The following is a 21,109-nucleotide window of genomic DNA, read 5'->3' as shown; positions in this document are numbered from 1 at the left end:
CGCCGCAGGACCTCAAGTCACGCTGTAGCGACAAGGCCTGCCAATGCGCGGAACATAGCCGTTCCATCGGTGCCGCCATGGCCCTCGTCCGAAGCGCGCTCCGGATGCGGCATCATGCCCAGAACCCTACGGTTTTCCGACAGAATACCCGCGATGTCATCAACGGAGCCATTGGGATTGGCCTCATAGGTGAAGGCCACCCGGTCCTGATCCTTCAGCGCCGCTACGGTCTCTGCATCGGCAAAGTAATTGCCATCGTGATGCGCAATCGGAATGCCGATCACATCGCCTGCATTGTAGCCTTGGGTAAAGACGCTATCCGAGGTTGCGACCTTCAGATCCACGGTGCGGCAGATATATTTGAGGCCCGCATTGCGCAGGAGCGCTCCGGGCAGAACGCCGGTTTCTGTCAGGATCTGGAAACCGTTGCAGACACCCAGTGCATATCCACCGCGTTCCGCATGGGCGACGACCGCCTTGCAGATCGGGGATTGCGCCGCGATGGCGCCGCAGCGCAGGTAATCACCGTAAGAGAAACCGCCAGGCACACCAACAATATCGACACCTTCGGGCAGCGCGCTGTCCTTGTGCCATACCATCGAGACATCAAAGCCGGCCTGTTCAAAAGCCACCGCCAGATCGCGGTCGCAGTTTGAACCCGGAAAGACTACTACCGCCGCCTTCATCACTGCAGCTCGATGCTGTAGGATTCGATGACGGTATTGGCCAGAAGCTTCTCACACATCTCGGTGACATCGGCTTCGGTGGCTCCTTCTGCCAGCTCCAGGTCAATCACCTTGCCCTGACGCACGCCTTCGACCTTGTCAAAGCCCAGAGCCCCAAGCGCGTGGCGCACGGCCTCACCCTGTGGATCCAGAACCCCGTTTTTCAGCATGACATGCACACGCGCTTTCATCGTATTTTCCCTCAGGTTCGATGGCGGGCACCGGGTAGCGGCGCCCTTTGCAGAAAAAGTGAAGCCCGCCCCACGGGGCGGGCGTGTTTTACGTCCGGTCTCAGTTCACCAGCGTTGGCTTGCTGGGGCTGGGCGGATTGTTGGGCAGAACGCCCAAGCGCCGCGCCACTTCGGAATAGGCATCGGTCAAGCTTCCCAGATCGCGACGGAATACGTCTTTGTCGAGCTTCTCACCGCTTTCGATATCCCACAGACGGCAGCTGTCGGGGCTGATCTCATCGGCGACGACAAGGCGCTGGAAATCACCATCGTAGATGCGGCCGATCTCGATTTTGAAATCCACCAGGCGAATGCCAACTGCCAGCATCACGCCGGACAAAAAGTCATTGACCCGTAGCGCCAAGCTCAGAATGTCGTCCATATCCTGCTGGCTGGCCCAGCCAAAGGCGGCGATATGCTCTTCGGTGACCAGCGGGTCACCCAGGGCGTCATCCTTGTAGCAATATTCCACGATGGGGCGCGGCAGTTGTGTGCCCTCTTCGATGCCAAGGCGTTTGGACATAGAACCGGCTGCATAGTTACGCACGATCACTTCCAGCGGCACAATTTCACAGCTGCGCACCAGCTGCTCACGCATGTTCAAACGCTTGAGGAAATGGGTCGGCACACCGATCTGGCCAAGCCCCTGCATGAAAAACTCGCTCAGGATGTTGTTCAACACACCCTTGCCGTCGATCACGTCCTTCTTTTCCGCATTAAAGGCCGTGGCATCATCCTTGAAGTACTGCACAATGGTGCCCGGCTCTGGACCTTCATAAAGGGTCTTGGCTTTGCCTTCGTAGATTTTTTTGCGACGTGACATGGGGAGCCTTTCGAGGTGAAGGCCAGGAATCCCGGCCCGGTTTCTTGCCGCTCTCATAGTGCAAGGGGTCATTTGCTGCAAGCTTGCTTCGCGCAAAGCGCTTCCACAACTGCCCAAGTATCGGAACAGAACCGGCATTTCGCTACAGTTCTCTTGTCGAAACAGCCAAAGACCCCCATATTTATAGTGTGGATTTAGTAACGGGGAGAGAGAGTATGACCACTTTTGACGACCGCGAACAGGCCTTTGAAGCCAAATTCGTCCATGACGCAGAACTGCGTTTCAAAGCCGAAGCTCGCTGCAATCGTCTGTTGGGCATTTGGGCAGCGGATTTGCTGGGTCACAAGGGGCGTGACGCTGAGGCCTATGCCGCGACTGTGATCGCCGCCGATCTGGAGGAAAGCGGGCATGCGGATGTGATCCGTAAAATCGCCGCAGACCTCGGCCATCGCGCCAGCCCGGAAATGATCGCAGCCAAGCGCAATGAGATGATGGCCCTCGCCCAGGCACAACTCCTGGAAGAAGCCTAGGCAAGCAGATCCAGGAAGTCGCCGCGCCGCCCCGCAGCCGATCCGCTGCGGGCTGGATGCGCAGGCAAGGGCAATTGCCTCTTTGTGCAGGAAAAAGTCATTCCTGTTTTAGACAAAAGCTGGAAAACTGACCTGATCCTCCCTGCAGGAAAAACTTCTTACACATTATTTTTATTCACTTTTTTAGAACGCCCGCCATTCAGGGATTTGCAAGTCATGCCTTCTCGAGGTTTTTACGATTAACTGCTCGAAAACCCCCGACTGCTAGCTTTTGGATCTGCACTGCCATCTCCGGCCAGCACAAGGATCGCAATGTCAGTTTCCCATCCCCAAACGGCGCGTCCCTCTCTGAGTCTCATTCGACTCACCCTCCCTCTTGTAATGGCAGGCCTCTGCCTCTGGGCGCTTTTTACACGCATAGAAATTCCCACCTGGAGTGAGTTGCACACCCTCCTGAGCGGTATCGAAGCCTGGCGATGGGGCGCCGCTGGGATCGCTACAGCGGTGAGTTTCTGGGCGCTCGGGCGCTATGACGGTGTCGCGCACCGGCACCTGCAAACCGGTCAGGATAGCCCCAAAGTTCGCCGCGCGGGCATGGCTGCGATTGCCTTTTCACAGACCGTAGGCTTTGGATTGTTTACCGGTGCCTATGCGCGCTGGCGCCTTTTGCCGGGTATTTCGGCGCTGCGCGCGGGGCAATTGACCGCGCTTGTTGGACTGACCTTTATGATGGCCCTGATCTTTATCAGCGGCTGTTCCATGCTGGTTTTTGCACCTTCACCGCTATATGTGGCCCTGGGCTCATTTCTTGTCAGCGCCTCCTTGATTGCAGCGGCCTTCAGCTTTTTGAAACCTGAAATGCGGTTTGGGCGCTTCAAAATGCGTTGGCCATCCATAGCAGCCATGGTTGCGCTGACCTTCTGGGCCTTTCTGGACATCGCAGCGGCCGGAACCGCGCTGTGGCTCTTATTGCCAGAGGGAGCAACCGTTCCCTTCGGGAGCCTGCTGGCGGTCTACACCCTCGCCTTGGGGGCCGCGATCCTCTCCTCTGCACCGGGGGGAACTGGGCCATTGGAGCTGACAATCTTGTCGCTTCTCAGCGTGGCAGATAGCGGCGCGCTTCTGGCTGGCCTTCTGGCCTTCCGACTGGTCTATTATGCGCTCCCTGCGCTCTTGGCGACAGCCATGTTGTTCCTTCCACGCAAGGCTTCTCCGGATGCAAAGACAGGCCCAGAGCTCCCTCAGAACAGGACAGAGGCCCTTCTGGGAACGCAGCAACGTCCTGCGCATGACCTTCCCACCCAACGTCCGGTGGCTGAAACAGCTGTCATCGGGCAAAACGGCGGACATATCCGTGCCTTCGGTCTCAACCAATTGGCTTTGCTAGACAGCCCCCAGATATCTGTCTCCCTCTTTGATCCCATCTCCGGTGATCTTGGCGAAACGCTGCAGCCGATGAAGTCTTATGCACGCAAGCGCAATGCACTTGCTTGTTTTTATAAGATTTCCTCGAAACCCGCTCTAGAGGCTCGCAAATCGGGTTGGGCGGTAATGCGGATTGCATCCGAGGCGATTCTGAACCCGGTGGAGTTCAGCGAGAGCGGATCCTGTCACCGGCAGCTCCGACGCAAATTGCGCCACACTCAAAAGGCAGATGTGACCATCCTGCCTGCACCAATGCAGTTGCCGCTAGAGCAGATGCAACGCGTCGACAAGCTGTGGCAAGACCGCCATGGTCGTGCTTATGGCACAACAATGGGCCAATTCGAGGCAGGCTATCTGCAACATCAGAGGGTCTTCCTCGCCTGGAAACATGACCGGATCATTGGCTTTATCAGCCTGCATGAAACGCCTCAGGAATGGTGTCTCGATCTGGTCAGGATCCTACCTGATGCGCCCGATGGGACCGGACATAGCCTGGTCCGCAGCGCAATCGCCGCTGCGGCAGAAGACGGAGTCCGGCGCCTGTCCCTTGCTGCTGTCCCGGAACACCGGTGGTCCAAAAGCCTGGACCCTGGGTTACGCCGGTTCAAAGCCTGTTTTGCGCCACATTGGGAAGCTCGATATATCGCCGCACCAAGTTGGCCCGAGGTCCTGGCCGCCCTGGCGGAGATGACCCGTCTGGTCCACCGCCCTGCCCCTCCATTGCCCGTAACAGAACCGAATGCGGATTGGACCGAAAGCGCCGCAGAAGAAGACCAGGAGTTTGCGGCGCATCTCTCCTATTCCAACTACGCCGACAGCTATTTGCGCAAGTTTCATAATGAAGTTGAAGATTCTGCGATTGCCCGAAACGGCAGGTCATGACACAGGACGTTTAACTTGGGCATCACCCCCCCTTTCACCGGGCCCCGCCGCTGGGCCCCGCCAGTGGGCTTAGTGCCTGCCATCGCATTGATCAGGATCCAAAGATGACAAACACATTCAAAACTCTTCTGGCAGAGAAAGACGCGCTGTTGGCCGATGGCGCCACCGGAACCAATCTGTTCAAGATGGGTCTGCAATCCGGCGATGCGCCAGAACTCTGGAACACGGATGAGCCCAAGAAAATCATGGCGCTCTATCAGGGCTCTGTGGATGCGGGCAGCGACCTGTTTCTGACCAATAGTTTTGGTGGTACGGCAGCACGCCTGAAACTACATGATGCTCAGAAACGTGTGCGCGAACTTAACCAGGCCGCAGCAGAGCTGGGCCGTGAGGTGGCGGACAAATCAGAGCGCAAGATCGCGGTTGCCGGTTCCGTCGGCCCGACCGGCGAGATCTTTGAGCCGGTTGGCCCCATGACCCACGCCCTGGCGGTCGAGATGTTCCACGAGCAGGCCGAAGCCCTGAAGGAAGGTGGCGCCGATGTGCTCTGGCTGGAGACTATTTCTGCTCCTGAAGAATTCCGCGCTGCGGCTGAGGCCTTTAAGCTGGCGGATATGACCTGGTGCGGCACCATGAGCTTTGACACCGCCGGGCGCACCATGATGGGTGTGACCTCTGCCGACCTCGCTCAATTGGTCGAAGAGTTCGATAATGCCCCTGTGGCATTTGGCGCCAACTGCGGCACCGGCGCTTCCGACATTCTGCGCACGGTACTGGGTTTTGCCGCCCAAGGCACCGAGCGCCCGATCATCTCCAAAGGCAACGCGGGCATCCCCAAATATGTGGATGGTCATATTCACTATGACGGCACCCCTGAACTGATGGGCGAATATGCGGTTATGGCTCGCGATTCCGGCGCCAAGATCATTGGCGGCTGCTGCGGCACCATGCCTGAGCATCTGAGCAGCATGCGTGAAGCACTTGACACGCGTCCCCGCGGCGAGCGCCCGGCCCTTGAGAAAATCGTCGAGGTCCTGGGCCCCTTCACCTCTGCCAGCGATGGCACCGGAGAGGATGCCGCCGAGGGTGCAGAGCGCCGCAGAGGTCGCGGTCGCCGCAGAGGTTAATCCCCGCAGAGGTAAGCCAAAGTCTCCAGCGCTTCAGCACCTGTGTCACTGCATCGAGCCAGTTTTTAAGATACCACTACAGAAACGCCCGGCCCTTCATTGGGCCGGGCGTTTTTCATGCATTGGCTCGTCGGTTTCAGCGTCCAGCGTAGTCCCGGAAAAGAGGCATGCGTTAGAGTGACCTGTTTCAGAGACCCAAACGTGGATTTTGGGGTTGCCGCTATTGCGCTGAGGTCAAATCCTGCGCCAGCATCAGGGCATTTTCATCAGGGTCATAAAAGGTGGCCGTACTCACCATTCCCTCAATGGTTTCGGTCGGTCCATCAAAACGCAGCCCTGCCGCCTCCAAGGCGCTGCGGGCTGTCACGATATCACTCACTCCGAACACAGGCACCATATTGCCCGGCACTGGTTCCGTCTGTTCGCCAAGGCCCAGCGTCACCCCCTCTGTCAGCGTCTGCAGCTCACTCCATCCGGCCTCATCCGCGTGATAGAGCAGGGAAAACCCCAGCATCTCATTGTACCAACTGGCACTTTTGTGACGGTCACGAACAGAAAGTGCCAAGGTAATCGTTTTTTCAAGCGCAGCTACTGCCATTGGTCTTCCCTTTTTCACAAAATATAGTTACTATACTTTATGGACATAAAACTTCTTGTCAACCTGACTTCACGCGCCTGGTCGATGAGCATTCTGGCCGCACTTCACCAAGGCATCCCCGGACGTCAGGCCCCCTTGCTGGCGGCGACCGGAGCCAGCCGCACAGCCTTTGCCGCCAGCCTGGAACATTTGGTCCAATTGCATCTGCTGGAGAGAAACCCCGGTCACGGCCACCCTCTGCGGCCGGAATTCCGCCTGACCCCTGTGGGCCAGGACGCAGCTAAGATCGCAGCCAAGATCGTTTCCCTTGCCCCGGACAAAGACGAGTTTGGCCTTTTGCGCCGCAGCTGGACTCTTCCGGTTTTGGCCATCACAACCGCACCACGGCGTTTTACCGAAATCAAATCGGATCTTGGACAGATCACTGACCGGGCTCTCTCCCAGTCCTTGGGTCAGCTGGAAGAACGGCAGTGGGTCTCCCGCTCAGTTGACCTCAGCCAAAAACCTCTACGTCCGGCTTATCAAGCCATCAATCAAGGCCAGGCCATCAGTCAGTCCATTGGCCTGATCTAGCGGGGCGTTCTAAGTGCCGTGAGATCTCTTTTTGCTCAGGTCTATGGGACTGAGTTCATGGACTGTGACTAGGCCAGCTCGGCCAAGACATCAAAACAGGGCCAGCTGGTCCCCCGCCTGCGGCGGCACGCGAAACAGATCGTTTCTGAGGTCAGTCGCTTTTTCTTGCAACCCCAACCGCTTGCAGGCCGATTTGAACCGCTGTGCGATCATCTCTGCATAGCGCCCCTCTCCGCGCATGCGCTGCCCCCACCGTGGGTCGTAATCGCGCCCTCCATGCATTTCACGCAGCCTCGTCATGACCTTCTCAGCGCGCCCTGGTTCATGCTCGGCCAGCCAATCCTGCCAGAGCTGTGACACCTCGCGCGGGAGCCGCAGCATGATCCAGCTGGCGGTATCCGCCCCTGCCTCCGCCCCGGCGGCCAAAAGGGCCTCCAGCTCATGGTCCGTCAGGCCCGGCACCACGGGAGAGGTCATCACCCGGACGGGAATGCCCGCATCAGAAAGGCGACGGATCACTGCCAACCGACGTGCGGGCGCCGGGGCGCGCGGCTCCATCCGGCGGGAGAGATCGGGATCTAATGTGGTGAGGGAAATACCAACCCGAACCAATCCCTTGGCAGCCATTTCCGACAGAATATCGATATCCCGTTCAATCAGGCTGCCCTTGGTCACGATGGCAATGGGATGGTTGAAATCCCGCAGGACTTCCAGACAGTCGCGCATGATCCCCAAATCCCGCTCACAGGGCTGATAAGGATCCGTATTGGTGCCCAGAGCCAAGGTCGCCACCCGATAGCGCGGCTTGGAAAGTTCTTGGCGCAGGACCTCCGCCGCATTGGGGCGCGCAATCAGCTGCGTTTCAAAATCCAACCCAGGAGAAAGGCCCAGATAGGCATGGCTAGGGCGGGCGAAACAATAGATGCACCCATGTTCGCAACCGCGATAAGGGTTGACCGAGCGATCAAAAGGCAGATCCGGCGAGCGATTATAAGAGATAATGCTACGCGCCTGTTCCTGCCGGATCGTGGTTCGGATGACATCGGTTTCAGGGTCTTGATACCACTCATCCTCAAAACGCTCACGCGAGAGGTCAAACCGCCCTGGCGCATTGCTCAGACTGGCACGCGCTTTGCGACGTTCCTTACTTTGGTGAATCAAATAGCTCATTCGGGCAGAATGACACCGATTTTGGAACAAATGAAGAACAAGCGCGCAAAATCGAAGATTTCCTTGCGAAATCTTCATTATCATTCTGCATTTTTTGCACCTATACGTCGGTACAAGCTAAGGCGATGTCGCAAATAATGCAGTTTCAAAGCGGCATTCTGGCCCAATAGTCGTTAAATCACTGCAAGGCCACGCCGGGGATTCCCGGCCCAGTCAAGGAATAGGCGCATGTCGGAAGAAGAAGATATCATCCTGGCGGATCTGGACGATGAAGAACTTGTCCAGCAGATGTTTGATGACCTCTATGATGGTCTGAAGGAAGAAATCGAAGAGGGTGTGAACATCCTTCTGTCCCGCGATTGGGCTCCCTACAAGGTCCTGACCGAGGCGCTGGTTGGCGGCATGACCATCGTTGGTGCCGACTTCCGCGACGGTATCCTCTTTGTCCCAGAAGTTCTCTTGGCAGCAAACGCCATGAAGGGCGGCATGGCCATCCTGAAGCCACTTCTGGCCGCAACCGGCGCACCGCGCATGGGTTCGATGGTCATCGGCACCGTTAAGGGCGACATTCACGACATCGGCAAGAACCTGGTTTCCATGATGATGGAAGGCGCGGGCTTTGAAGTTGTCGACATCGGCATCAACAACCCGGTTGAGAACTACCTGGAAGCGATGGAAGAGCATAAGCCCGACATCCTCGGCATGTCCGCTCTCTTGACCACCACCATGCCCTACATGAAGGTCGTCATCGACACCATGGTCGAACAAGGCAAGCGCGACGACTACATCGTGCTGGTTGGTGGCGCGCCACTGAACGAAGAGTTCGGCAAGGCCATCGGCGCCGACGCTTACTGCCGTGACGCGGCTGTTGCAGTTGAAACTGCAAAAGACTTCGTTGCGCGCAAGCACAACTCGATGAGCGCCTGATTTGGCACGCAAAGGACGCGCAGCCCGCTTGAATGAGCGGGCTGCCTTCCGTCCCCCGACCGGGCGGACGCTTGAGGAAAGCTCCCTCACCGAACAGGGCCTCGCCGCCCCGGAAAAGAAGCTGGGCCGTATCCTGTTGATCGCCTGTGGCGCCCTGGCGCGCGAAATCCTGGCCATCAAAGAGCAGAACGCCTTGGATCATATGGATCTGACCTGCCTGCCTGCCAAGCTGCACCTCTATCCCGAACAGATTGTCGATTGCGTCGAGGGCGCCGTCGCCAAGCATTCCGCCGTCTATGACCAGATCTATGTGGTCTATGCGGATTGCGGAACCGGCGGCGCGCTGGAACGCAAATGTGCAGAACTGGGTGTTGAGATGGTGGCCGGGCCCCATTGTTATTCCTTCTTTGAGGGCAATGAGGTCTTTGAAGCCCATAGTGAAGCCGGGGAAATCACAGCCTTCTATCTGACCGATTTTCTGGTCAAGCAGTTTGACGCCTTTATTTGGCGGCCCATGGGACTGGATAAGAACCCGGAACTGCGCGACATGATTTTTGGCAATTATACCAAGCTGGTCTATCAATCGCAGCTCAAGGACCCTGCCCTTTTGGACAAGGCCCGTGACTGCGCCAACCGGATGGGGCTGGAGTTTGAACACCGCCACACCGGCTATGGGGAGCTGCAAAGCACCCTTATGGATTGGGGCAAGCCCAAGGCCTGAAGCATGGGCTCATGCGCCTTCTACTGATTGTTCTCCCGGCCTGCCCCAGGTCTACCTCAGGTCAGGTCAGTTCCTTCTGCCTCAGCTCTTCTTCTGCTTTGGCCTCAAAAGCCGCCAGCCCCTCATTGTCCAGCGCCGATGTCACCCGTTCAACCCAGGCTTTGACCATGGGAATATCCGGGGTGAGATGCGGCGCCCATTGAAAGGCAGAGGCCATGAGAAGGTCAGCAACCGTCAGCTCCTCGCCCAGAAGGAAGGACCGGCCTTTCAGCCCGCGCTCCAGCTGTGCGCCAACCTCTTTCATGGTGCGAAAGGTGCCGGTCAGAGCAGGGTGGTCCAACCCGGCAAAATGCGCCACCAGCGCGGGTTCCATCACGCCGCCGGAATAGGCCATCCATGTCAGATAGCTGCCGCGTCCCGGCTCGCCCTGCTTGGGGCTCAGCGGTTGGCCGAACAGCTCATCCAGATAGATCATGATGGCCGCACTTTCGCGGATCTCTTCGCCCTCATCCGTCACCAGAAAGGGAACTTTTCCCTCTGGGTGCGCGTTCTTTGGGTCTATGCGACCGCTGCCATCGTTTTTGATGATGTCTACGTTGATCACATCAACCGCATCAAGTTTCCCCATCAGCATCAGTTGCGCGATAACGCGCGAGGACCGGGACTGCGGAGAATGATAGAGAGTTGGCATAAGAGAGCTCCTTTTCAAAACTATCGATTGTCGATAGCCGGGTTATGACGCTAGGCTCTTGCCAGTTTCTGTCAGTATCATTCGCCGAGTATATCCCTATGGCCAAATCCGATCGTCTCTTTCGCCTGCTGCATTTGATCCGCGGCCTCACCCCTCCGGTGACCGCTGCCAGACTCGCAGCCGCCCTGGAGGTGTCAGAGCGGACGATCTATCGCGACATCGACAGCCTGCGTGCCGCGGGGGCCCGGATCGAAGGTGAGGCAGGACTTGGCTATACCATGGTCGAAGATCCGGCGTTACCGCCGCAAACCTTTACGCAGATCGAGATAGAGGCGCTCACTCTGGGGTTGGCGGACGTCGGGCAAAGGGGGGATCCGGACCTGGCACAGGCCGCTCAGGACGCTCTGATCAAGATCCTGGCCACCCTCCCAGAGCGTCAGCAACGGCAGGCGGCGCATGCGGTTACTCTTGTCCACAGGATGACGGCCCCGTTGAAGCCCGCAATAGATATGACAGAGCTGCGCGAAGCAATGTGGGCCGAAGAGGCACTGGACATAACTTACCGCGACCTAAAGGAAGCCCGAACGGAGCGCCGCATCTACCCGCTTGCGCTATCCTATCATGACAGGGCGATCATGTTGCTGGCCTGGTGCTGCAAGCGCACCGATTTCCGCATGTTCCATGTCACCCGAATCGAGAACTACCAAAAAACGGCAGACAGCTTTCGGCCCCGACGGGTTCCCCTATTGCGGGACTATGTGGCCTATCTCAAATCGCTTGATCGGCGGCGCCTGGGGTGACGCGCCGAGGTCGCTGGAGCCTTGATCGCAGGACTGGGCTTAGCGTCAGGCTCAACTCCGCCCCAACGCCCGAAGGTTCCGCAATGTTACAGCTGCGCTGCTGCGGTCTCACGGATCCGTTCGATCATGGCGCGCACCCCGTTGGAACGCTGAGCCGAGAGATGTTCGTTGAGACCCAGGCGTTCCAGTTCAGAACGCGCATCCACCGCCACAACCTCGGCCAGGGTCAGACCATTGTAGAGACAGCGCAGGACCGCAATCAGCCCCCGCACAATCAAGGCATCGCTGTCACCATCGAAATGGAACTTGCCCCCCTCGATCACCGGGTGCAGCCAAACCTGGCTGGCGCAGCCATCCACCTTGGTTGCGGGCACTTTCAATGCGTCTTCCAGCGGCGCCATTGCCTTGCCCTGCTCGATCACATGGCGGTAGCGATCTTCCCAATCCTCCAGGAATTCGAAGTCTTCGACGATCTCTTCAAATGCGGCGCTGGCCATGGCCCTGCGTCCCCTTCCTGCTGACTGGTTTCACCCGCACGGACCTATGCCGGAGCGGAAGGATTTTCAACAGCTTTTCAAGCGCGGCACAATCGGGTAACCACGAACTACAAGAATTTTGACAGGTGGGTCCTTATGCGCAAATCCTTGGTAATCTTCCTGGTCGGCACCCTGGCGGTGTCGAGCTGCGGCTTTCGAGATTCACGCGTAAATCCGCTGAACTGGTTCGGAAAATCCCGCTCGGTTGAAGTTGCAAGCACATCCACCGAAGCCACTAATCCCCTGATCCCTGTAACGGATCGGATAGGTCTCTTCGCGCGGGCCGAAGCAGAGGACAAAAGTGTTCTGGCTAAAGAGATTCTCGCTTTGAAAGTTGAACCTACACCTGCTGGGGCCATCATTCATGCAACAGCTTTGGGCGCGCGACAGGGCGCTCACAAACTGGCTCTCCGCGCCATTGAAACCGAAGACCCTTCCGTTTTGGAGTATGAATTCCGGGTGATTTACCCCGAGTCAGCAACTCAGACGGGCAGCACGCACAGCCGCACACTCAATGTCGCCGTGACCCTTTCAAAACAGGATCTACGCGGCACAAAGCTCATCCGAGTAAAAGGCTCCAGCAACATTCGCGAAACACGCCGCCGCTGACTTTTTTCGCTTGTAGTCTAGTAAGTGCCTTGAAGAAGCAAAAAACCCGAAGCCTGCGCTTCGGGTTTTTTACATTTAGGCCTATGTGGCAGCCTACTTTACCAGCTTACCCATTTCGGCATCTTACACATTTCGAACAAGCCCCATTTCGATCAAGATAGCGGCACTGGGCAAGGCTTAAGTTCGAATTGCGCTGAGAGAAAATCCCACCGCTCGACTATTCGTCCGTCAGCTTTACCACTTTCACCGATTGGCCTTTGGCAGCCAGGGCGATTTTCCCTTCGCAGAGACGCAGGGCATCCTCACCAAAGACCTCATAGCGCCAGCCGGTCAGCGCTGGGACATCTCGTTCACCGGCGGCAATGGCATCCAGATCCGCACTTGGCGCGATCAGCTTGGCGGCAACGCCGGCACTTTCTGTCTTGGCTTTCAACAGAACCCGCAAAAGATCCGCAAGTGCTGGATTTACCTGGATCTTCTCACGGCTGCGATCTGGTTTGGGGTGTTTTTCCGCGGGGCAGTTAATGCCCTTGGTGACCGACTCCAGAATGCCCTCGGCGATGGCGCCTTTGCGGGCTTCGCGCAAGAGCAGGCGCGATCCACCTAGATCAGAGGCCGTTCGCGGCTTGGTGGAGGCCAGCTCAACCAGGGCATCATCTTTGAAGACCCTATTGCGCGGCACATTGTTGCGCTGCGCATGATCCTCACGGAATGCAGCAAGCTCACGCACGACCGCAAGAAACTTACCCGAGGAGGTGCGGGTCTTTACCCGCCGCCAGGCCTCTTCAGGGCGGATATCATAAGTCGCCGGATCGGTGAGCACCTTCAGCTCTTCCGCCACCCAATGAGAGCGGCCGCTCTTTTCCAGCTCTTTGGCCAGAAATTCATAGATGCGCCGCAGGTGGGTCACATCCGCCAGAGCATAGGTCTTCTGCGCCCCACTCAGAGGGCGACGGGACCAATCGGTAAAGCGAGAGCTTTTATCCAGGCTCTGCTTGGCAATCTTACGTACCAGGGTTTCATAGCCAACCTGTTCGCCAAAACCGCAGACCATAGCCGCAACTTGGGTATCAAAGAGCGGCTTGGGGAATACGCCGGCGTCCACCCAGAAAATCTCTAGGTCCTGGCGGGCGGCATGGAAGACCTTGACCACCGCTTCATTGCGAAACAGATCATAAAGCGGATCAAGGGCGAGGCCTTCTGCCAGGGGATCAACCAGAACCGCGTCCTCTTCGCCATCTCCGGCAAAGGCCAACTGGATCAGACAGAGTTTGGAATAATAGGTCCGTTCGCGCAGAAACTCGGTGTCCACCGTGACATAGGCATACTGTGCTGCCTCTTCACAAAAGGACTGCAGCTCATCGGTGGTGGTAATGATTTTCATAAATCGCGACTTTTTTTGTGTTCTACTCTACTTGGCGCCCGTTTCTCAGGCTCAAGCATGGTGATACGCGCTTGCAAGCCGCAATGCAAATTTGCTCTTAGCCCTCAAGCAGAACCGGTGAAGGATCGCCTGCTGCGAAGCGGCGCAACACGGCCGGATAAAGCCGATGTTCCTGTACCAGAACCCGCGCGGCCAGCGTCTCTGCCGTGTCTCCGGCAAGAACTGGCACCCTTGCCTGCCCCAAAATCGGCCCATCATCCAGGGCTGGCGTCACCTCATGCACGGTACAGCCTGCCTCGACATCTCCTGCCTCTAGCGCGCGGGCATGGGTGTTGAGACCCTTGTATTTTGGCAGGAGCGAAGGGTGAATGTTCAGCATCCGCCCCTGAAACTGCGACACAAAGCCCTCGGTCAGCACGCGCATAAAGCCTGCCAGACAGACAATGTCGGCGCCCGCTTCGAGAATCGGTTTTACCAGTTCGGCCTCAAAGGCGGTGCGATCGCCCTTGAAGGGCCGGTGATCCACCGCAGCTGTCGCGATGCCCGCGGCAGCGGCCTTTTTCAAACCGCCCGCGCCAGCATCATTGGACAGGACCAGACAGGGGCGCGCCGGATGGTCGCCGGTCATGCTCTCGACCAGCGCCACCATGTTGGAACCGCCCCCCGAGACCAATATGGCGACCTTCTTGTGGCTCACAGCAGCTTACCCGAGTAGCGCATGCCTGCACCTGCGGTCACGGTGCCCAGACGGCTGACTGTTTCGCCTTCTGCTTCCAGCACTTCAACCAGCGCATCGGCACGGTCAGCGGAGACAGAAAGAATCATGCCAATGCCGCAATTGAAGGTCTTCAGCATCTCAGCCTCAGCGATACCGCCGGTCTCTGCCATCCATTTGAACACAGGTGGCAGGTCCCAGGCGCCGAGGTCGATATCCGCCCCCAGATCCTCTGGTAGCACGCGCGGCAGGTTTTCTGTCAGGCCACCACCGGTGATATGGGCCAGCGCATGCACACCCCCTGCCCGTACAGCCGCCAGGCATTGCTTTACATAAAGACGCGTGGGCGTCAGCAGCGCCTCACCCAATGTGCCCTCACCAAAGGGACAATCCGCATCCCAGCCCAGGCCGGAGACCTCTACCAGTTTGCGCACCAGCGAATAGCCATTGGAATGCACCCCGTCAGAGGCCAGCCCCAGTAGGACATCGCCCTCTTGAACACCTGCTGGCAGGGCGGTGCCGCGTTCCATGGCGCCCACTGCAAAACCCGCAAGATCAAAATCGCCTTTTGGGTACATGCCGGGCATTTCAGCAGTTTCACCGCCAATCAGCGCGCAGCCAGAGCGCACGCAGCCCTCGGCAATGCCTTCAATGATACGGGCCGCGACCTCTGTCTCCAGCTTGCCGGTGGCGAAATAGTCGAGGAAGAAGAGCGGCTCGGCGCCCTGACAGACCAGGTCATTCACACACATGGCCACCAAATCGATGCCCACACCATCCACCACACCTGTGTCGATGGCGATGCGCAGCTTGGTGCCGACGCCGTCGGTGGCGCCGACCAGAATTGGGTCGCTATAGCCCGCATCCTTGAGGTCAAACAGGGCGCCAAAGCCACCCAGCCCGCTCATCACACCTGAGCGGTTGGTCCGCTTGGCAGCCGGTTTGATCCGGTCAACCAGCGCGTTGCCCGCGTCAATATCCACACCTGCATCCGCATAGGTCAAACCGTTCTTGCCGCTGGTCATCTCTTGGCTCCTTGGAATTGTTGCAGAGCCTTTATCGCAAGGCGCGCAGGAAGGAAACAAGGGAATCCACCGCAGAGCCAAAGCCCTGCGGTGAAGGGCGTCCAAGACGTCCGGTTTTCGGCTCAGAGCCCGAATTGCCAGGGGGCTGCCTGATAGGCATAGGCCCCATCCTGCTTCAGCACCCGGCCCAGCCCCGGGAAATCGATATGGGCACCCGTCAGCAGCAGATTGTCCGCCACTGCGCGGTCAAACATCTTGCGACGGGTCTCAGCAGTCATCGCCGGATCAGTGTCAAAGGCAATGGTCCAGTCCGGATAGGCAAATTGCAGTGCGACGCTGTGAATCACATCGCCCCAGAACAAGAGCTGCTCACCGCCGCTGTCCAGCATGAAACCTGTGTGGCCCGGCGTATGCCCCGGCAAAGGCAGAGAGGTGAACCCGGCCCCCAGTTCTACTTCACCTTTGAACAGGCGCAGCCGGTCCGCATAGGGCGCAACGGTTTTGCGCGCCATCAGAAAGAATCCCTGACTGCCTTCGGGAACCGAAGCCATGATCGCGTCATCATGCCAGAACCCCCACTCCACCTCTGACACTGCCAACTCCGCATTGGGATAGACAGCTTCGCCATCAGCGGTGGACAGGCCACCGGAATGATCCGGATGCATGTGGGTTAGCAAAACCAAATCGATCTCCTCCGGGCGGGTGCCCGCAGCCAGGAGAGCATCGCCCATCGCCCCCAGGTTCGGCCCCAGCAAGTCTGAGGTCCCGGCATCGACAAGGATCTTCTGCCCGGCCTGTTCGATCAGGTAGCCATTCACCGGGATGTTCAATCCTTCGGGTGTCATCCGATGCAACCCCTTTGACAGAGCCGCCTGTGCCGCCTCTTCGTCATAAGCGGCAAAAAGCTGTGTCCCCAATGGCAGGTGCCCATCAAGGAAGACAGTCACCTTTGCCGCGCCAAGGCTGTACTGATGAAGCACTGGCCGGCGTTCCTCAGCGCTACCCGCCAGGACCACACCCGGGGCAGAGACCAAAGCCGCCGCCGGAGCAGCCGAGAGACCAGCCAAAAGGGTTCTGCGATTGATCGTCATAAGTATCTCCAATATTTCCTGGTCATTCCTGACCCGCTTCAGCAAAATAATTCTGGCAATACCCCTTCAGTAGGCTGAAAATGCCAATGAAGGATATAAGAGGTAGTTATAGCATATGGATCGTCTCGCTTTGCTTGAAAGCTTTGTGATCGCCCTGGATGAGGGCAGCCTGAACCGGGCCGCGCAGCGCCGTGGCATCTCGCAGCCCGCGATGAGCCTGCAAATCAAGCAACTAGAAGGCCTGCTGAAGCAAGAGCTGCTGATCCGCACCTCTAGCGGGGTCAAACCGACCCGCCCCGGAGAGCTGGTCTATGCCCAGGCGCAGGGGCTTTTGGCGGGATACGACCGCATGTGCGCCGAGCTGAGCGCGCTGGAGGACCGGGTGTCCGGCACCTTCCGGGTCAGCACCAGCACCTTTTTTGGCCGCATCGTGCTGGGGCCGGTTCTCTTGGACATCAACCAGGCCTACCCGGACCTGGATATCGTCATGAAGCTGGAGGACCGGCTGGTGGATGTGATCCGGGAGAACATCGATCTTGCCATCCGCTCCGGCACCCTGGGAGAAACCGAAGGCGCGGCCCGCAAGATTGCCGAGATGGACAACATTCTGTTCGCCACCCCGGAATATCTGGATGAATGCGGTCGACCAGAAACGCCGGAAGACCTCAAACGGCTCAAATTCATCCAGCACCACGAAGACCAGACTGGCGGCTACTTCCCCCTGACCCGCGAGGGCATAGAGTTTCAGGCCCCCGTGCGCGTTGGCTTTACCGCCGATGACCCGGATCTGATCATCCGGGCGGTCAGCAACCAGACCGGTTATGCCCGCGCGCCGCGCCTGTTTCTGCAAGAAGGCCTGGAGGATGGCCGCTTTGAAGAGATCCTGCCCGCCTACAGAGTGCCGCCCAAACCCATTTTTGCAGTCTATCCCTCTCGGCACAGCTTTGACAGACGCCATGAGGTGATCATCCAAGGGCTGCAGGACAAGCTTGCTGCGATGCAGACGGCCTTTTTGGCCAGACAGCAACCGCCAAGCGCAATCACCGCTTGACCTTCCCGCCACCTTTTTCTAACCACAGGACAGGCGGGCCTGTAGCTCAACGGTTAGAGCAGAGCGCTCATAACGCTTTGGTTGCGGGTTCAAATCCTGCCGGGCCTACCACTCGCCACAAAAATACAATGTTTTCAAAGACAAAGTTGTACCGCACCTCACCTTTCGCGCTCATTAAGTTTCAACGGGTTATGAAGAAGGTGTACCGCGGTTTCGCCGGCTTTCTTCGACCTTCGCCCTCCGCCGTTTCTCCCAGATACATAGTCAACCAAAATACAGAAAACTGAGGGTTCAACCACTTTCGTCCATCTAGGTTCCAGACTCATTGATTTACAGCCAGAACAAGACCGTGGCTGCAAGTGCTATGGCTGATAGGAACACCTTTGGGCATCTGTCATAGCGGGTGGCGACACGACGCCAGTCCTTCAGGCGTCCGAACATGATCTCGATCCGGTTGCGTCGTTTGTAGCGCCGCTTGTCATATCGGATGGTTTTGTCGCGTGACTTCCGCCCTGGAATGCAGGGCTTGATCCCCTTATCTACAAGGGCTTCGCGGAACCAGTCCGCGTCATAACCGCGGTCTCCCAACAGCCAATCGGCTGATGGCAGGCTGCTGACCAAAGCCCTGGCTCCGGTGTAGTCGCTGATTTGACCGGCCGTCATAAAGAAGCGGATCGGACGACCGTTGGTGTCAGTGACCGCATGCAGCTTGGTGTTCATCTCCCCCTTTGTTCGGCCAATCAGCCTGCCACGCCCCCCTTTTTTAACCGCAGGCTGGAAGCCGTGCGGTGAGCCTTGAGGTAAGTGGCATCAATCATGATGGTCTTGTGATCAGCGGCTTCCGCCGCCAACCCTTCCATGATCCGAGCAAACACGCCCATGTCGCTCCACCGTTTCCAGCGATTGTAGAGTGTCTTGGGCGGACCATATTCCCCTGGTGCATCGCTCCAACGCAAGCCATTGCGATTGATGAAGATAATGCCACTCAGAACACGCCTATCATCGACGCGTGGCTTGCCATGGCTCTTCGGAAAGTATGGCCGGAGCCGCGCCATCTGCTCGTCAGTCAGCCAGAAAAGATTGCTCATCACGCCCCCTAAAGCTTGGGAGCTTGAATCAAGATCGCGCGGAGACCGCAACCAAATCAATGGGTCCAGAGCCTAACAATCAACTTGGACCAGTCAGATGAGGCTGCACACCGATGAGCAGATCTCAATCCGCATTTCCTGCCCTAACTCTGCTGAGTTTATGCCTCTGTGACGCCATATTGGATGTTCATGGTAACCAGATGTGTTTTCAAGGCCGACTATTACTATCGGCTCAGCAGTCAAGGTGGCCGGGGCCGCCCCCATTCGAAAGACTCTTAGGTTATGCCTACGATTGATATTGTCCGACTTACTGAAGACCCGCATGAAAGTACCTATACTGTTCGCGCCGACACATCCTCTCGCGGGGTGGATCTGGAAGGCGCTCAGATAACGGCAACCTATGTCGATGGCACAACGGAAACCCTGACTTGGCATGCTTTGGATCCGTACACCACGGGCGGGGCCTCGGGCGAAAACATCGATATGTTCTTCGGCTACAGCTGGCACGAACTATCGGCGACGAAGCTGCTGACCTCGCTTCAGATCGACCTTGCCCCGGCCAGCTCTGTGTTTGATACGACCTTTGCCATGGACGATGATCCTGGCGGGGGATCCACGCCAACGTCCAAGAACGGCTTCCCGTTCAAAGTAGCTCCAGAATATGAGGACCTGTCAGGGAACATCACAGCGACCTATACCGGAATTGTGAATTTGTCCGGAAGCGAGGCTGTCGGAGACCTCTATACCACGATGATCGTCGACTTCTCGAACCTGCCGGATGGCGGATTGCTCGGGGATCTGGTCTGGAACTCGGACATCGATACGATGACGGGACCATTTGAACCGTATCTGGTCGCAAACAGTGATTTCTTTCAAATCTCGGGTGATGGATCCGAGGTATTGAACGTTCTGGACAATGACCTTCATGGCGCCGGCAGCAGCCTGACGCTCACCCATATTGACGGGCAGGCTGTTTCGCCGGGCGGGTCCGTAACGCTGAGCAGCGGCGAAGTCGTCACTTTGAACCCGGACGGCACCCTATCGATTATCAACGACAGTGCTGTTTCCGAAACCAATACGTTCTCCTACACAGTTGCCGATGACCAAGGAAACAATGACCTCGGCTCAGTATCAGTCAAAACCATTGGAGGTGCCCCACCGTGTTTCGTGGCAGGCACGCAGATAGATACTGGATATGGTACTGTCGCTGTCGAGGACCTAGAGGTGGGAACCGAGGTGATGACCCGGGATCATGGTCTGCAGCCCCTTCGTTGGATTGGGTTCAGTACCCGCCAGGCAACGGGGCGTTGTGCGCCGGTGGTTTTTGCCGCTAATGCACTTGGCGCTCATGACCGTATCGCCGTGTCGCAAAATCATCGGGTTTTGATTTCTTCTGAGCTGTCAGAGCTATTATTTGGGCATTCCGAAGTCCTGGTAAAGGCGAAGCATCTGGTGAACGACACAACGATCCGCGTGCGGGCGGATGGCCAAAAGGTGACCTATGTACACTTGTTGTTTGATGAGCATGAAATCCTCCGCAGCAACGGCCTCGAGACTGAGAGCTATCATCCTGGAGCTGAGACTCTTGGGTCTTTTGATGATGAAACGAGGCGTGAGGTGCTGGAGCTTATGGCGGATTTCGAAGGCTATGGCCCGATAGCGCGCATTGAACTTAAATCTCACGAAGGCCAATTGCTGCTCTCAAATTTGGCGAAACCTGAGGAAAAACCTTCTTTTCTTTCCCTTCCGAATGCCTGAGGTGCAATAGTTTAACTGCTGTCACCGAGCTACAAGAGCCGCACTTGCAGCGAATGTCAGCAATCTCCTGCATCATTGCCTCTCGATCATGGCGTCTGGCTGCAGGTGTAGCAAAGGGCTGCTTTTTCCAGTGCTACTGTGGCATTCGGCCAAGGCCAAACCATAAGTTCTCGCGACTTTGCAAAGCCCGCTTTCTGCGCCTCTCTGACACTGGTGTAGGTTGCAGCACTGGGGAGCGTTCACCAAGGCCGACGAAGGGCCGTTTTCGGTAAGATTGGCTGAAGGTTTTGCAGTTGCGGCATCCATGAGGCAGAGCGTCCAACTAAGGACCGCTTTGGGCTCAAACTTGACGCCCGCCGTTGGTTCAACGAATGACAGCATCGGGCTGCCTGCGGTCCCAGTCCCCAAAACAGGTGAGTGGTCGCATTGTCCGCAGGCTGTGAGTTCTACTGCCGTCGGATTTCACCAGCGCAGCGAATGGCTGGTTCGACGGGCCGTACCACAGCGACGATCTTTATGGACGAACGGCAGGAATGGGCCGGGAGCGGTCCCAGGGCAATCGCTATCACATGAAAACTCAATGTAGACGGGCTGCTGCACCGTCGCAAGGCAGGTCTGAGCCCAAACTAC

General features: G+C 57.6%; 22 protein-coding genes and 1 tRNA gene. 11 read left to right on the top strand and 12 right to left on the bottom strand.

What is annotated here, in order from left to right; translation table 11 throughout:
- Positions 1–17: 17 nt before the first annotated feature.
- From purQ to purC, 3 genes are all read right to left on the bottom strand, one after another.
- Positions 18–686, bottom strand: coding sequence for a phosphoribosylformylglycinamidine synthase subunit PurQ (gene purQ / locus RSK20926_RS03475; protein WP_008204421.1), 669 nt, complete (start codon positions 684–686; stop codon positions 18–20).
- The gene (gene purS, locus RSK20926_RS03470) at positions 686–916 is read right to left on the bottom strand and encodes a phosphoribosylformylglycinamidine synthase subunit PurS (RefSeq protein ID WP_008204420.1); all 231 of its coding nucleotides are present in this window, start codon (positions 914–916) and stop codon (positions 686–688) included. Before purS ends, purQ begins: the two co-directional genes overlap by 1 nt.
- Before the next feature lie 100 nt (positions 917–1,016).
- Positions 1,017–1,778, bottom strand: a complete 762-nt coding sequence (gene purC, locus RSK20926_RS03465) for a phosphoribosylaminoimidazolesuccinocarboxamide synthase (RefSeq protein WP_008204419.1) — start codon at positions 1,776–1,778, stop codon at positions 1,017–1,019.
- A gap of 215 nt (positions 1,779–1,993) precedes the next feature.
- Here purC and RSK20926_RS03460 point away from each other — a divergent pair, with 215 nt between their 5' ends.
- From RSK20926_RS03460 to bmt, 3 genes are all read left to right on the top strand, one after another.
- Positions 1,994–2,308, top strand: a complete 315-nt coding sequence (locus RSK20926_RS03460) for a DUF1476 domain-containing protein (RefSeq protein ID WP_008204418.1) — start codon at positions 1,994–1,996, stop codon at positions 2,306–2,308.
- A gap of 312 nt (positions 2,309–2,620) precedes the next feature.
- On the top strand, positions 2,621–4,615 hold the full coding sequence (locus RSK20926_RS03455; protein WP_037253671.1) for a phosphatidylglycerol lysyltransferase domain-containing protein: 1,995 nt from the start codon (positions 2,621–2,623) through the stop codon (positions 4,613–4,615).
- A gap of 104 nt (positions 4,616–4,719) precedes the next feature.
- A complete protein-coding gene (gene bmt / locus RSK20926_RS03450) occupies positions 4,720–5,742 on the top strand; it encodes a betaine--homocysteine S-methyltransferase (protein ID WP_008204415.1) in 1,023 nt (340 codons plus the stop codon).
- A gap of 220 nt (positions 5,743–5,962) precedes the next feature.
- On the opposite strand, the gene RSK20926_RS03445 is transcribed toward bmt, so the two are convergent.
- Positions 5,963–6,340 (bottom strand): VOC family protein, encoded by a 378-nt coding sequence (locus tag RSK20926_RS03445; RefSeq protein WP_008204414.1) that lies wholly within the window; start codon positions 6,338–6,340, stop codon positions 5,963–5,965.
- Positions 6,341–6,379: 39 nt separating this feature from the next.
- On the opposite strand from RSK20926_RS03445, the gene RSK20926_RS03440 reads away from it, so the two are divergent.
- Positions 6,380–6,913, top strand: coding sequence for a winged helix-turn-helix transcriptional regulator (locus RSK20926_RS03440; protein WP_008204413.1), 534 nt, complete (start codon positions 6,380–6,382; stop codon positions 6,911–6,913).
- A gap of 90 nt (positions 6,914–7,003) precedes the next feature.
- Here the strand turns inward: RSK20926_RS03440 and RSK20926_RS03435 are convergent, their stop codons facing one another.
- Positions 7,004–8,083: a PA0069 family radical SAM protein gene (locus RSK20926_RS03435; RefSeq protein ID WP_008204412.1), complete on the bottom strand. Its 1,080-nt coding sequence runs from the start codon at positions 8,081–8,083 to the stop codon at positions 7,004–7,006.
- Positions 8,084–8,311: 228 nt separating this feature from the next.
- Between RSK20926_RS03435 and RSK20926_RS03430 the strand changes: the two genes are divergently transcribed.
- Positions 8,312–9,010, top strand: a complete 699-nt coding sequence (locus RSK20926_RS03430) for a corrinoid protein (RefSeq protein WP_008204411.1) — start codon at positions 8,312–8,314, stop codon at positions 9,008–9,010.
- Between the two features lies 1 nt (position 9,011).
- The gene (locus RSK20926_RS03425; RefSeq protein WP_008204410.1) at positions 9,012–9,731 is read left to right on the top strand and encodes a DUF1638 domain-containing protein; all 720 of its coding nucleotides are present in this window, start codon (positions 9,012–9,014) and stop codon (positions 9,729–9,731) included.
- A 61-nt stretch (positions 9,732–9,792) separates the two neighbouring features.
- On the opposite strand, the gene RSK20926_RS03420 is transcribed toward RSK20926_RS03425, so the two are convergent.
- Positions 9,793–10,422, bottom strand: a complete 630-nt coding sequence (locus RSK20926_RS03420; RefSeq protein ID WP_008204409.1) for a glutathione S-transferase family protein — start codon at positions 10,420–10,422, stop codon at positions 9,793–9,795.
- Between the two features lie 98 nt (positions 10,423–10,520).
- Between RSK20926_RS03420 and RSK20926_RS03415 the strand changes: the two genes are divergently transcribed.
- The gene (locus RSK20926_RS03415; protein WP_008204408.1) at positions 10,521–11,222 is read left to right on the top strand and encodes a helix-turn-helix transcriptional regulator; all 702 of its coding nucleotides are present in this window, start codon (positions 10,521–10,523) and stop codon (positions 11,220–11,222) included.
- A gap of 86 nt (positions 11,223–11,308) precedes the next feature.
- Here the strand turns inward: RSK20926_RS03415 and RSK20926_RS03410 are convergent, their stop codons facing one another.
- Entirely contained in the window at positions 11,309–11,719 is a 411-nt protein-coding gene (locus RSK20926_RS03410) for a SufE family protein (protein WP_008204407.1), read from the bottom strand.
- 135 nt (positions 11,720–11,854) lie between these two features.
- Here RSK20926_RS03410 and RSK20926_RS03405 point away from each other — a divergent pair, with 135 nt between their 5' ends.
- Positions 11,855–12,367: a hypothetical protein gene (locus tag RSK20926_RS03405; RefSeq protein WP_008204404.1), complete on the top strand. Its 513-nt coding sequence runs from the start codon at positions 11,855–11,857 to the stop codon at positions 12,365–12,367.
- 217 nt (positions 12,368–12,584) lie between these two features.
- Here the strand turns inward: RSK20926_RS03405 and rnd are convergent, their stop codons facing one another.
- The 4 genes from rnd to RSK20926_RS03385 form a co-directional block, all read right to left on the bottom strand.
- Positions 12,585–13,751: a ribonuclease D gene (gene rnd / locus RSK20926_RS03400; protein ID WP_008204403.1), complete on the bottom strand. Its 1,167-nt coding sequence runs from the start codon at positions 13,749–13,751 to the stop codon at positions 12,585–12,587.
- A gap of 97 nt (positions 13,752–13,848) precedes the next feature.
- Entirely contained in the window at positions 13,849–14,448 is a 600-nt protein-coding gene (gene purN / locus RSK20926_RS03395) for a phosphoribosylglycinamide formyltransferase (protein WP_037253669.1), read from the bottom strand.
- Positions 14,445–15,491: a phosphoribosylformylglycinamidine cyclo-ligase gene (purM, locus tag RSK20926_RS03390; RefSeq protein WP_008204401.1), complete on the bottom strand. Its 1,047-nt coding sequence runs from the start codon at positions 15,489–15,491 to the stop codon at positions 14,445–14,447. The genes purN and purM overlap by 4 nt, the downstream gene beginning before the upstream one ends.
- 122 nt (positions 15,492–15,613) lie before the next feature.
- Positions 15,614–16,582, bottom strand: a complete 969-nt coding sequence (locus tag RSK20926_RS03385) for an MBL fold metallo-hydrolase (RefSeq protein ID WP_008204400.1) — start codon at positions 16,580–16,582, stop codon at positions 15,614–15,616.
- 115 nt (positions 16,583–16,697) lie between these two features.
- Between RSK20926_RS03385 and RSK20926_RS03380 the strand changes: the two genes are divergently transcribed.
- Entirely contained in the window at positions 16,698–17,633 is a 936-nt protein-coding gene (locus RSK20926_RS03380; RefSeq protein ID WP_008204399.1) for a LysR family transcriptional regulator, read from the top strand.
- A 35-nt stretch (positions 17,634–17,668) separates the two neighbouring features.
- Positions 17,669–17,744, top strand: a tRNA-Ile gene (locus tag RSK20926_RS03375).
- 219 nt (positions 17,745–17,963) lie between these two features.
- Here the strand turns inward: RSK20926_RS03375 and RSK20926_RS22355 are convergent.
- Positions 17,964–18,721 (bottom strand): IS5 family transposase gene (locus RSK20926_RS22355; protein ID WP_085979695.1). Its coding sequence is split into 2 segments (ribosomal slippage): positions 17,964–18,400 and positions 18,400–18,721, totalling 759 coding nucleotides; the frame shifts between segments, so codons are not numbered across the junction.
- A 282-nt stretch (positions 18,722–19,003) separates the two neighbouring features.
- Here RSK20926_RS22355 and RSK20926_RS03360 point away from each other — a divergent pair.
- Complete coding sequence (locus tag RSK20926_RS03360; RefSeq protein WP_008204397.1) at positions 19,004–20,479, top strand: Hint domain-containing protein; 1,476 nt, start codon at positions 19,004–19,006, stop codon at positions 20,477–20,479.
- Positions 20,480–21,109: the final 630 nt, after the last annotated feature.

It is taken from the genome of Roseobacter sp. SK209-2-6, assembly GCF_000169455.1.
Taxonomy (GTDB): Bacteria; Pseudomonadota; Alphaproteobacteria; order Rhodobacterales; family Rhodobacteraceae; genus Pseudophaeobacter.
This window is presented reverse-complemented; position numbering and strand designations above follow the sequence as displayed.